Genomic DNA, 12,089 nt, shown 5'->3' on the forward strand with positions numbered 1-12,089 from the left:
GGCGCTGAACGCGGCGGTGGAAGCCGCCCGCGCGGGCGAGCAGGGCAAGGGCTTCGCGGTGGTGGCGGGCGAAGTGCGCTCGCTGGCGCAGCGCAGCGCGCAGGCGGCCAAGGAAATCAAGGGCCTGATCGAGGATTCCGTCACGAAGGTGGGCGCGGGTTCGCAGCAGGTCGAGCGCGCCGGGGCGACGATGCAGGAAATAGTGGCGTCGGTGAAGCGTGTCACGGACATCATGGGCGAGATCTCGGCGGCGTCCGAAGAGCAGTCCAGCGGGATCGACCAGGTGAACCGGGCGGTGTCGCAGATGGACGAAGTGACGCAGCAGAACGCGGCGCTGGTGGAAGAGGCCGCGGCCGCGGCGGGCTCGCTGCAGGAGCAGGCGCAGCGCCTGGCCGAGGCGGTCGCCGTGTTCAAGATCAATGCGGGCGAAGTGATCGAAGTGCCGGCGCATCGCCTGTCTTCGGTCCGTTCTTCCGATGACGAAGCACGCTTGCAGGCGCCCGATGCGCTTGCGCTCGGGCACTGAGGGCCGACGTGGCAACTTCGGCTTACCCGGCGCCGTCCATGTCGGTGGACCGCCAATTTGACTTCCGCGACGCCGATTTCTCGCGCGTTCGCAAGATGATCCATGCGCACGCCGGCATCTCGCTGGGCACGCACAAGCGCGAAATGGTCTACAGCCGGCTGGCGCGGCGCCTGCGCGCCCTGGGCCTGCAGGATTTCGGCAGCTACCTGGACCAGCTGGAGAACGAGCCCGGCGCGGCCGAGTGGGAAGACTTCGTCAATGCCCTGACGACCAATCTCACGGCCTTTTTCCGGGAATCCCATCATTTCCCCATCCTGGCGGACTTCGCCCGGCGGCGCAGCGGGCCGGTGTCGGTCTGGTGCTGCGCGGCGTCCACCGGCGAAGAGCCGTACTCCATCGCCATGACGCTGGTGGAGGCGCTGGGCCCGCGGGCTTCCTCGTGCTCGGTGCTGGCCACCGACATCGACACCAACGTGCTGGCCCGGGCGCGCGCCGCGGTCTATCCCGAGGAACGCGTGGCGAAGATGGACGCGGAGCGTCTGCGGCGGTTCTTCCTGAAGGGGCGGGGCGCGAACGCGGGGCAGGTGAGGGTGCGTCCCGAGATCGCGGACATGGTGCGCTACGAAACCCTGAACCTGCTGGCGCCGGCCTGGCCGATCGACGAGAAGTTCGACGTGATCTTCTGTCGCAACGTGATGATTTATTTCGACAAACCCACCCAGGCGAAGATTTTGGAGCGGTTCGTGCCGCTGCTCAAGCCCGGCGGACTGCTGTTCGCGGGCCATTCCGAGAACTTCACCTACATCAGCCGGGATTTCCGCCTGCGTGGGCAGACGGTCTACGAATGTGCGGGCAAGGCCTGAACGGGGCAGCAACAATGAAGAAAATAAGCGTTTTGTGTGTGGACGATTCCGCGCTGGTGCGTGGATTGATGACCGAGATCATCAATAGCCAGCCGGACATGGAAGTGGTCGCGACCGCGCCGGACCCCCTGGTGGCGCGCGAACTGATCAAGCGCCACAACCCCGACGTGCTGACGCTGGACGTGGAAATGCCCCGCATGGACGGGCTGGATTTCCTGGAAAAGCTGATGCGGCTGCGGCCGATGCCGGTGGTGATGGTGTCGTCGCTGACCGAGCGCGGCGGCGAAATCACGCTGCGCGCGCTGGAACTGGGCGCGATCGATTTCGTGACCAAGCCCAAGCTGGGCATACGCGACGGCCTGCTCGAATACACCGAAATCATCGCGGACAAGATCCGCGCGGCCTCGCGGGCCAAGCTGCGCGCGCCGACGCCGCACACGGCCCAGGCCGCGCCCGCGCCCATGCTGCGCCGGCCGCTGGCCAGCTCGGAAAAGCTGGTGATCGTCGGGGCGTCCACGGGCGGCACCGAGGCCATCCGCGAAGTGCTGCAGCCGCTGCCGCCGGACAGCCCCGCCATCCTGATCACGCAACACATGCCGGCGGGCTTCACGCGCTCGTTCGCCCAGCGCCTGGACGCGCTGTGCGCGGTGACCGTGCGCGAGGCCGTGCATGGCGACCGGGTGCTGCCGGGCCACGTATACCTGGCGCCGGGCGGCGATACCCACATGCGGCTGGGCCGCAGCGGCGCCAACTATGTGATCGAGCTGGAGGCCAGCGAGCCGGTCAACCGCCACCGCCCGTCGGTGGACGTGCTGTTCAACTCGGCGGCGGTCGCCGCCGGCAAGAACGCGATCGGCGTCATCCTGACGGGCATGGGCAAGGACGGCGCCGCCGGCATGCTGGCCATGCACCGCGCCGGGGCCCACACGATTGCGCAGGACGAAGCCAGCTGCGTGGTCTTCGGCATGCCCCGCGAGGCGATCGCCATCGGCGCCGCGGATGAAGTGGTTTCGTTGTCCGCGATGAGCGAACGCATTCTGACTCGCCTGGGCGACCGTGGCCACCGCGTCTGACGCGGATGGACGATCGTTCCCAAGCACATTTTTTCTGGAGTAGAAGATGGTAGACAAGGGCATAAAGATTCTGGTGGTGGATGATTTCCCCACCATGCGGCGGATCATCCGCAACCTGCTCAAGGAGCTGGGTTTCGAGAACGTGGATGAAGCCGAAGACGGCGCGATCGGCCTGGAGAAGCTGCGCAACGGCGGCTTCCAGTTCGTCGTGTCCGACTGGAACATGCCTAATCTCGACGGCCTGGAAATGCTCAAGCAGATCCGCGCCGACGCCGCGCTGGCCTCGCTGCCGGTGCTGATGGTGACGGCCGAGGCCAAGAAGGAAAACATCGTCGCGGCGGCCCAGGCCGGCGCCAACGGTTACGTGGTCAAGCCTTTCACCGCGGCGACGCTGGAAGAGAAGCTCACCAAGATCTTCGAGAAAATTGCCGGCTGAGGTGTGCAATGAGCACGACGGAAAATGTTGACCCGGCTGAGTCCCCCGACCTGATCCATCGCATCGCGTCGCTGACGCGCATGCTGCGCGACAGCATGCGCGAGCTGGGCCTGGACCAGGCGATCAAGGACGCGGCCACCGCCATCCCCGACGCCCGCGACCGCCTGCGCTACGTGGCGCAGATGACCGAGCAGGCCGCCAACCGGGTGCTGAACGCGACCGAGCAGGCCGGCCCCATCCAGGACCGGCTGTCGCGCTCGGCGCAGGCGCTGGATGCGCGCTGGCAACAGTGGTACGACCAGCCGCTGGAACTGCCCGAGGCGCGCGAGCTGGTGAAGGAAACCCGCGCGTACCTGCAGGACGTGCCCAAGCAGGCGCAGCAGACGCAATCGCACTTGATGGAAATCATCATGGCGCAGGATTTCCAGGACCTCACCGGCCAGGTCATCATGCGCATGATGGACGTGGTCGGCGCGATCGAGCGCGAACTGCTGCAGGTGCTGCTGGACAACGTGCCGCAGGAGCGCCGCGAGGAGGCCAACAGCCTGCTCAACGGGCCGCAGATCAGTCCGCAGGGCAAGGCCGACGTGGTCACCAGCCAGGACCAGGTCGACGACCTGCTGGCCAGCCTGGGCTTCTAGGCCGGTGGTCTCGCGCCGACGGACATGCCCTGCCGGCGGCGCGCGCCACCGCGTTTGATGAACGTAATCCCTAAGGGCGCGAACCGCGCCCGGCCGATAGACTTCCTGCCATAAGAATCGGGGCCTCGCAGCACGAGACCAGGCGCCACGGGCGCCAGGCAACGGATGCCCATAGAAGGCGATCCGGGCCAGCACAAGGAGGTTCATCTTGGCCAGATCCGTATTCCGCTTGGGCGGCATGTGGGTGTTGTTGCGCCGGCTAAACCGGGGCGACGCCATGCTGTCGGAACGCACCCTGTCCGTCAGTCCCGCCATATGGCCGCTATACCGGTTCCTGGGGCAGATCCGCCGCCGGATCATGACCGTGCGGCAATCCAGCATCGAAATCGCGCTCAACGCGGCGCGCACCCAGTTCCAGGCCGGGCGCTGTTCGCAGCTCGCGCAGGAACAGGCGCGGGCGGCGCAGGCGCTGGCCGCGAGCGGCACGCAGATCGCGGCGTTGTCGGCTTCCACGTCCACCCATGCGCGTGAAATCGCCGAGGTCTCGGGCCACAACCTGCAGGCGGCGGAACAGGCGCTGGCCGAGTTGTCCGAGGTCAAGCAGCGCGTGGACCGCATGACGCGCGAAATGGCCGCGTTCAGCGACGTGGTGGGGCAGCTCAGCGCGCGGGCGCGTTCGGTGGGCGATACCAGCAAGCTGATCAAGGAGATCGCGCTGCAGACGCAGCTGCTGGCGCTGAACGCCGGCGTGGAGGCCGCCCGGGCCGGCGACGCTGGGCGCGGCTTCGCGGTGGTGGCGAGCGAGGTCGGCCGGTTGGCCGAGCGCGTGAATTCCGCCACCGGCGATATCGCCCGGCACAGCGGCGAGATGCTGGAACTGGTGGACGACACGCAGCGCCAGACTGGCAGCCTGCGCGAGGACGTCGACGCCTCGGGCGAGGTCCTGGACCGGACGTGTTCCGACTTCCAGCGGTTCGTGGACGATTTCGGCAGCATGAACCGGCAGGTGGCCGAAGTGGTGCAGGCGATCGGCGAGGTCGATGCCACCAACCACGGCATGAGCCAGGAGGTCGGGCGGATCGCGGCGCTGAGCGCCGACGTGCTGCAGCGCATGGGCAGCATGTCGGGCGAGATCGACCGCATCCGCCGCCAGACCGAAAGCGTGCAGGAGGTGCTGGCCGACATGCGCACGGGCAACACCGCGTTCGACGGCCTGTCCGACGCGGTCGAGGCTTTCCGCGACGCGGCCGCCGGCTTGCTGGAGGCGGCCCGGAAGGGCGGGGCGGACGTGTTCGACCGCCATTACCGCCGCATTCCCGGCAGTGAACCGCCGCGCTACCACACGGCCTACGACCGCGCGATCGACGAGCCCTTGACCCGGCTGCTGGACCGGGTGCTGGAGTCGGTGCCCGGCGCGATCTACACGATCCTGGTGGACAACCGGGGGTATGCGCCGGCGCACAACAGCCGGTTTTCGCACGCGCCCACCGGGGATCCGGCGCAGGACATCCTTCGCGCGCGCCACAAGCGCATCTTCGACGACCCGGTGGGGTCGCGGCTGGCGGCCAATACCGGCTCGATGCTGTTCCAGACCTACTCGCGCGATACCGGCGAGATCGTCAACGATATCTCCGTGCCCGTTTATTTGGGGCCGGAACACTGGGGCGCGGTGCGGATCGGCCTGGACTACCAGCGCTTCCAGGCGGCGGTGGAGGCCGACGACGCCGGCGCCAGGGCGATTCCCGCGGCCGGCTGAGGGCGCGGACGCGGCCGGGGCGCGGGGCGCCGCCGGCCGGGTCGCGCGGGCGGGCTCCGGACGCATCCCGGAATAGCGCCGCTTTCCCCCCGTTTCTTGGCTTATCGCCCAAGCCCGGGGCCTCCTAGAATCTCGGCGGGCAGCTCGCAATCCCAGAATCCGCGAGCCGCAACGACACCGCAGAGCATGTCCGAAGAAAGCGACCTCGAAAAAACCGAAGCCGCCTCTCCCAGGCGCCTGGAAAAGGCGCGCGAGGAGGGGCAAATTGCGCGTTCCCGCGAACTGGGCACGTTCATGATGCTGGCCGCCGGTGTCGGAGCGATCTGGGCGGGCGGCGGTTCGCTGTACCGGTCCCTGACCGGCGTGCTGCGCAACGGCCTGGGGTTCGACCAGCGCATCGTCGCCGATCCCGGCGTGATGGTCGAGCGCGCGGTCGACGGCTTCGGCCAGATCCTGCTGGTGCTGCTGCCGATCTTCGGGCTGCTGGCGGTGGTGGCGGTGCTGTCCAGCGTGCTGCTCGGCGGCATCGTCATCTCCGGAAAGCCCCTGCAGTTCAATTTTTCCAAGCTCAGCCCCTTGTCGGGGCTGAAGCGGATGTTCTCGTCCCAGACCGTGGTCGAGCTGATCAAGGCGCTGGCCAAGGCCGGGCTGGTGGGCGGCGTCGCCGTCTGGGTGATCTGGCGCTACCACGACGATATGCTGAGCCTGATGCACGTCGCGCCCTCGGCCGCGCTGACCAAGGCGCTGACGCTGGTGGCGATGTGCTGCGCCTTCATCGTGGCGTCGCTCCTGGTCATCGTGCTGCTGGACGTGCCGTGGCAGATCTGGAGCCACTTGAAGAAGCTGCGCATGTCCAAGGAGGACGTGCGCCAGGAACACAAGGAAAGCGAAGGCGATCCCCACGTGAAGGCCCGCATCCGGCAGCAGCAGCGCCAGGCCGCGCGGCGCCGCATGATGGCGGAAGTGCCCAAGGCGGACGTGGTGGTGACCAACCCGACCCACTACGCCGTGGCGCTGAAGTACGACGAGGACAAGCACGGCGCCCCGCGGGTGCTGGCCAAGGGCACCGGCCTGATCGCGGCCAAGATCCGCGAACTGGCGGCCGAGCACCGCATCCCCACACTGGAGGCGCCGCCGCTGGCGCGCGCCCTGCATCAACACGTCGAGCTGGGGCAGGAAATCCCGGCCGAGCTATACACCGCGGTGGCAGAAGTGCTGGCGTGGGTCTTCCAGCTGCGTTCCTGGCGATCGGGATGGGGGGCCGAACCGACGGCCCCGACCCGGCTGGCCGTGCCCGCCGAGCTGGACCCGCAAGCCAAAACCGCAGCACAAGGAGTTTAAGGAATGAGCGCTTTGCTCACCATGTTGAAGAGTGGCGGGGCCACGCACGCGCGGCTGCTGGCCGGTCCGATCCTGATCGTGATGGTGCTGGGCATGATGGTGCTGCCCCTGCCCACGTTCCTGCTCGACCTGCTGTTCACCTTCAACATCGCGCTGTCCGTGATGATCCTGCTGGTGGCCATGTTCACGCGCAAGCCGCTGGACTTCGCCGCGTTCCCGGCCGTCCTGCTGTTCGCCACGCTGCTGCGCCTGTCGCTGAACGTCGCGTCCACGCGGGTGGTGCTGCTGCACGGCCATACCGGCCCGGACGCGGCGGGCAAGGTCATCGAAGCCTTCGGCCACTTCCTGGTGGGCGGCAACTTCGCGGTCGGGATCATCGTCTTCGTGATCCTGACCATCATCAACTTCATCGTCATCACCAAGGGCGCGGGGCGTATCGCGGAAGTGGGCGCGCGTTTCACCCTGGACGCCATGCCCGGCAAGCAGATGGCGATCGACGCCGACCTGAACGCGGGCCTGATCGGCGAAGACGAGGCGCGCAAGCGCCGTTCGGAGGTGGCGCAGGAATCGGACTTCTTCGGCTCCATGGACGGCGCCAGCAAGTTCGTGCGCGGCGACGCCATCGCCGGCCTGCTGATCATGGCGATCAACATCATCGGCGGCCTGATCGTCGGCGTGGCGCAGCACGACATGTCGATGAGCGATTCGGCCCGCGTCTACACGCTGCTGACCATCGGCGACGGCCTGGTCGCCCAGATCCCGGCCCTGGTGATCTCCACCGCCGCCGGCGTGGTCGTCTCGCGCGTGTCGACCGACCAGGACATCGGCCAGCAGATCATCAGCCAGCTGTTCTCGAACCCCAGCGTGCTGTTCCTGACCGCCGCCATCATCGGCATCATGGGGCTGATCCCCAACATGCCGCATGTCGCCTTCCTGACGCTGGCCGGCGCGCTGGCCTGGGGCGGCTGGATGTTGCACAAACGCAAGACCGCGGCCGTGGCCGCCGCCGCGGAGGTGCCGCCGCAGGCGATCACGCAGGCCCAGGCCGCCGCGGCCGAAGCGAGCTGGGACGACGTCTCCATGGTGGACCAGCTGGGGCTGGAAGTGGGCTACCGCCTGATCCCGCTGGTGGACCACGCCCAGAACGGCGAGCTGCTGCACCGCATCCGCAGCCTGCGCAAGAAGTTCGCGCAGGACGTGGGCTTCCTGCCGCCGGTCGTGCATATCCGCGACAACCTGGAGCTCAAGCCCAACGATTACCGCATCCTGCTGTCCGGCGTGGAAGTGGGCCATGGCGTGGCCATGCCCGGCCAATGGCTGGCGATCGATCCGGGCGGCGTGACCATGCAGATCAAGGGCACGCCGACCACCGATCCCGCGTTCGGCCTGCCGGCGCTGTGGATCGACGGCAGCCTGCGCGACCAGGCCCAGGTGGCCGGCTATACCGTGGTCGACGCCGGCACCGTGGTCGCGACGCACCTGAACCACCTGATGCACCGCCACGGCTCGAACCTGCTGGGCCGCCAGGAAGTGCAGCAGCTGCTGGATCGCATCGGCCGCGACGCGCCCAAGCTGGTCGAGGACCTGGTGCCCAAGACCCTGTCGCTCACGGTGCTGCAGAAGGTGCTGCAGGGCCTGTTGTCGGAAGAGGTGCCGATCCGCGACATGCGCACCATCATCGATACGCTGTCCGAGCACGGGCCGCGCCTGGCGGCGCAGGCGGCGGGGTCGGGCAGCCAGCCGGACATCAACGAGCTGATCGCGCTGACGCGCCGCTCGCTGGGCCGCGCCATCACCCAGCAATGGTTTCCGGGCGAGGGCGAGCTGCGCGTCATCGGGCTCGACGTGAAGCTGGAACGCGTGCTGTCGCAGGCCATGACCACCAGCGGCGGCCTGGAGCCGGGGCTGGCCGATACGCTGCTGCGCGAGACGCAGGCGGCCGTCGAACGGCAGGAGTCGCAGGGCAATGCGCCGGTGCTCCTGGTGTCGCCGGTACTGCGCGCGCCGCTGTCGCGCTTCCTGCGGCACCATCTGCCGCAGCTGGGCGTGTTGTCGAATACGGAAATACCCGATGAGCGCATGGTCCGCGTGACCGCGCTGATCGGCGGAGGCAATGGGGCATGAAGATAAGCCGCTTTTTTGGGATCAATAGCCGCGAGGTGATGCGCCAGGTGCGCCAGGTCCTCGGGCCGGACGCGCTGATCGTGTCGAACCGCAGCGTCGATGGCGGCGTGGAAGTGCTGGCCACGGTGGAGGGCGCGTTCGACGACGCGCCCGTGCAGACGCCGCCCCGCGAGGCGTCCGCGCAGCCGCGCCCCGTGGAACAGCGATCCACGGAGCAGTCGCCGGCCGAGCCGCGCTTCATGGAACGGCGTCCCGCGGAGCCGTTTCCGGCGCAACCGCGCTCCATGGAACAGCGTCCCATGGGACAGTCTGCGGCCCAGCCGCGTCCGATGGAAATGCGGCCGCTGGAGCCGCGTCCCGCGGGGCCGTCCGCCATGCCGGCCATGCCGCCCGCGCCTGCCGTCGCCGCGCCTTCCGGCTACATGACGCCCGCGCGTTCCATCGCGGCCTACCAGTCCGCCTATGCCGCGCCGGCGCAGGCCGAGGACGTCCGGCCGGCACCTGCGCCGAGCGCGCCGGCGCCCGCCGCGCCCAACGCGTATCACGCGCCTGCGGTGCCCGCCGCGCCCAACGCGTATCACGCGCCTGCGGTGCCCGCCGCGCCCCTCCGGGCGGAGCAGCCGCCCATGGCGCCGGTTGCCCGACAGCAGACGGCGGCGCCGGCCGTGGCGCCGGCTTCCGCTCCCGCAGCCGTTCCGACTTCCGCTGCCGCGGCGGCCGCTGCCGCGCCCGCGCCTGCCTATGTTCCTCCCGCGTCCCAGCCCGCCGTGCCGTCCATGGCGCGCATGCCGGACGCGCCCTTGCGCCAGCCCCCGGCGATGCCGCAGACCGCGATGGCGGGCGACGCGGCGGCCGGCCTGCAGGACGCGATCAGCGCCCTGCGCGGCGCGCTGGAAAGCCGCATGGACGGCCTGCTCTGGGGCGGGCGCCAGGGCCCCGGGCGCGAGCCCGCGGCGGCGGCCTTGTTCCGCAGCCTGCTGGATGCGGGGTTCAGCACGAAGCTGGTGCGCACCCTGGTCGAACGGCTGCCCGAAGGAATGACGCCCGAAGCCGCGCTCAGCTGGGCGCGCAATGAGCTGGTGACGCACCTCCCGGTGCTGCGCTCCGAAGACGAATTCCTGGGCGGCGGCGTGTATGCCCTGGTCGGCCCGACCGGCGTGGGCAAGACGACGACGCTGGCCAAGCTGGCGGCGCGTTGCGTGGCGCGCGAGGGCCGGGAACAGGTGGCGATGCTGACCACCGACAATTTCCGGATCGGCGCCCTGGAGCAATTACAGATCTACGGCCGGCTGATGGGCGTGCCCGCCCATTCGGTGCGCGACGCGGGCGAACTGCGCCGCATCCTGGGCGAGCTGGGCAACCGCAAGATCGTGCTGATCGACACCACCGGCATCAGCCAGCGCGATCGGCTGGTGGCCGAGCAGGCGTCGATGCTGTGCAACGCGGGCAAGCCCGTACGCCGGCTGCTGGTGCTGAATGCCGCCAGCCAGGGCGACACGCTGGACGAAGTGGCCCACGCCTACCGCAACGGCGTGGGAGAGGACGTGGCCGGCTGCATCATCACCAAGCTGGACGAAGCCACGCGCCTGGGCGCGGCGCTGGACACGGCCATCCGCCATCGCCTGCCGATCCACTACGTCTCGGTCGGGCAAAAGGTGCCCGAGCACATGGAGCAGGCCCGCGCCGACGTGCTGATCGACCGCACGTTCTCCATGGTGGAGCGGGCCCGCGCGCTGTACACCCCGAGCGAAGCGGACCTGGCCTCGCTGGTGCCGTCCTCGCGCGAAACCGACAGCGGCGACCCGGCGCGCCGGCGGCAGTTGCTGGCTTCCGCCATCCTGCGCCCGCAGGGCGGGGCGGGTTCGATCGAAGCCGCCCAGAACCTGGATGACACCATCGCCTGGCTGGAGAACGACGCGGCTTGCGTGCAGGCGCGCGCCTCCTGGTGCGAGTACGTGGGAGCGGGCGCCAGCCTGGCGGCCCTGGGCGACGAGCCCCTGGCGATGGTGCGCCGCGAATTCTCGGCGACCTGCAACCGCCACCTGCTCGCCATGCACGGCAAGGCCGGCATGAAGGGCGAGGGCCTGCCGGGCGGAACGCTGTTGAGCACGCTGCTGATGAGCGACCGCGGCGCGGCCCTGGCGGCGCCGGCGCAGCAGCTGGTGCTGCCGCACGGTACCCTGTCGTCGTTCGCGCCGGCCGAGCCGGCCCAGCCCGACGCCGCCATCGCCCTGGAGGCGCGGGTGGGCTGGCTGGGCGGGCAACTGGCGGGGCTGCCGGTCGTGCACCTGCTGGAAGCGGGCACCGCGGCCTTGTGGCCGTCGTTGAACGCCCAGGGCGTGTCATGGGTGGCCCGCAGCGCGGGCGGCCAGCGCGTGATCCAGGACGACTGCCCGACCAACCTGAACGCGGTGGGCAAGAGCGTGGGGTATCTGCCGGTGGGCCAGCCCGGCGACATGCCGGGGCTGGTCAGCGTCAAGAACGGCAAGCGCGTGCCGCTGGCCCTGTGGGCCTCGGGCACGGAAGTGGTCTTGCCCGGTCGCGGCGAGAGCGCGCCGGTCCGGCTGGTCTGCGCCCGCCTGATCGACACGGTCAGCGGCGAGGTGGCCGGACAGCTGTTCGGCATGACCAACCTGCCGGCGTCCCAGGCGGACGCGGCCACGGTGGCGCGCTGGCTGGTGCTGCAGGACGAGGCCAAGGCCGGGTTCCGCTACATGGCCAGCGCCTGGCAGGCGCTGCCCGCCGTCGACGGCGCCCATGCCCTGGCGCGCCAGGCCCTGATCGCCGGCCAGATGGGCGCCGCCTGCTGGCAGCTGGCGCATTCCTCGGCCGCCGAGGTCGTGCGCGGGCCCTTGTCGGGCATCATGGGAACGGAACGCAAGCTGTCGGGAAGGGTGCTGCCGGTGGCCCTGCTGAAGATGTACGCGATGCTGGAGATGACCAGCGCGTAGGATGGGTGAAGCGCGAGAGTTCTTAAGTTAGAACACGACTCTCCAACGCGCGTAACCCATGCTGCCGCAATCGATTGTTTTCCGGCCGATGCCGGGCACTATCCGCCCATGCGTGGGCAATAGACTGTTTTCGTGCCGATGCCGGGAGCGCTATCTGCCCATGGCCGCATGGGTTACGCGCGTTGGAGAGCAGCGTTCTCGCTTCAGAACTCTCGCGCTCCACCCATCCTACGCAGTTAAAACCACCGGCGTCAGCCGGCGACGATGGGCTTGCGGCCCGGGGCGCTGCGGGCGCCGCGGCCGCGCGCGTCGTAGGTGGCGGGCGCGCCCGCCGCGCCCAGGTTGCGCAGGGCATCCAGCGATTGCTGGGTGTAGCGC

General features: G+C 69.4%; 9 protein-coding genes and 1 pseudogene. 9 read left to right on the forward strand and 1 reads right to left on the reverse strand.

The genetic code is table 11. The features are described from left to right. From ADE01S_RS30690 to flhF, 9 genes are all read left to right on the forward strand, one after another. A partial coding sequence (locus tag ADE01S_RS30690; protein ID WP_255220878.1) for a methyl-accepting chemotaxis protein occupies positions 1–526 on the forward strand: 526 nt, incomplete at its 5' end. 38 nt (positions 527–564) lie between these two features. After that, positions 565–1,389, forward strand: a complete 825-nt coding sequence (locus ADE01S_RS30695) for a CheR family methyltransferase (protein ID WP_062685542.1) — start codon at positions 565–567, stop codon at positions 1,387–1,389. 14 nt (positions 1,390–1,403) lie between these two features. Then, positions 1,404–2,462: a protein-glutamate methylesterase/protein-glutamine glutaminase gene (locus tag ADE01S_RS30700; protein WP_062685543.1), complete on the forward strand. Its 1,059-nt coding sequence runs from the start codon at positions 1,404–1,406 to the stop codon at positions 2,460–2,462. A 46-nt stretch (positions 2,463–2,508) separates the two neighbouring features. Beyond that, on the forward strand, positions 2,509–2,898 hold the full coding sequence (gene cheY / locus ADE01S_RS30705) for a chemotaxis response regulator CheY (RefSeq protein ID WP_054425971.1): 390 nt from the start codon (positions 2,509–2,511) through the stop codon (positions 2,896–2,898). An 8-nt stretch (positions 2,899–2,906) separates the two neighbouring features. Continuing rightward, positions 2,907–3,539: a protein phosphatase CheZ gene (gene cheZ, locus ADE01S_RS30710; protein ID WP_062685544.1), complete on the forward strand. Its 633-nt coding sequence runs from the start codon at positions 2,907–2,909 to the stop codon at positions 3,537–3,539. 208 nt (positions 3,540–3,747) lie between these two features. Beyond that, on the forward strand, positions 3,748–5,295 hold the full coding sequence (locus tag ADE01S_RS30715; RefSeq protein WP_276513792.1) for a methyl-accepting chemotaxis protein: 1,548 nt from the start codon (positions 3,748–3,750) through the stop codon (positions 5,293–5,295). Positions 5,296–5,481: 186 nt separating this feature from the next. Then, entirely contained in the window at positions 5,482–6,636 is a 1,155-nt protein-coding gene (flhB, locus tag ADE01S_RS30720) for a flagellar biosynthesis protein FlhB (RefSeq protein ID WP_062685545.1), read from the forward strand. Positions 6,637–6,639: 3 nt separating this feature from the next. Continuing rightward, positions 6,640–8,760: a flagellar biosynthesis protein FlhA gene (gene flhA, locus ADE01S_RS30725; protein ID WP_062685546.1), complete on the forward strand. Its 2,121-nt coding sequence runs from the start codon at positions 6,640–6,642 to the stop codon at positions 8,758–8,760. Continuing rightward, on the forward strand, positions 8,757–11,711 hold the full coding sequence (gene flhF, locus ADE01S_RS30730) for a flagellar biosynthesis GTPase FlhF (protein ID WP_062685547.1): 2,955 nt from the start codon (positions 8,757–8,759) through the stop codon (positions 11,709–11,711). The genes flhA and flhF overlap by 4 nt, the downstream gene beginning before the upstream one ends. Positions 11,712–11,962: 251 nt before the next feature. Here the strand turns inward: flhF and ADE01S_RS32230 are convergent. Continuing rightward, positions 11,963–12,089, reverse strand: a pseudogene (locus ADE01S_RS32230) (flagella synthesis protein FlgN); the annotation flags it as partial.

The organism is Achromobacter denitrificans NBRC 15125, assembly GCF_001571365.1.
Taxonomy (GTDB): Bacteria; Pseudomonadota; Gammaproteobacteria; order Burkholderiales; family Burkholderiaceae_B; genus Achromobacter; species Achromobacter denitrificans.

Bases quoted from the DNA above. Each gene is read 5' to 3' on its own strand.
- ADE01S_RS30695 (WP_062685542.1), top strand. From the start codon at position 565: ATGTCGGTGGACCGCCAATTTGACTTCCGCGACGCCGATTTCTCGCGC.
- ADE01S_RS30700 (WP_062685543.1), top strand. From the start codon at position 1,404: ATGAAGAAAATAAGCGTTTTGTGTGTGGACGATTCCGCGCTGGTGCGT.
- cheY (WP_054425971.1), top strand. From the start codon at position 2,509: ATGGTAGACAAGGGCATAAAGATTCTGGTGGTGGATGATTTCCCCACC.
- cheZ (WP_062685544.1), top strand. From the start codon at position 2,907: ATGAGCACGACGGAAAATGTTGACCCGGCTGAGTCCCCCGACCTGATC.
- flhB (WP_062685545.1), top strand. From the start codon at position 5,482: ATGTCCGAAGAAAGCGACCTCGAAAAAACCGAAGCCGCCTCTCCCAGG.
- flhA (WP_062685546.1), top strand. From the start codon at position 6,640: ATGAGCGCTTTGCTCACCATGTTGAAGAGTGGCGGGGCCACGCACGCG.
- flhF (WP_062685547.1), top strand. From the start codon at position 8,757: ATGAAGATAAGCCGCTTTTTTGGGATCAATAGCCGCGAGGTGATGCGC.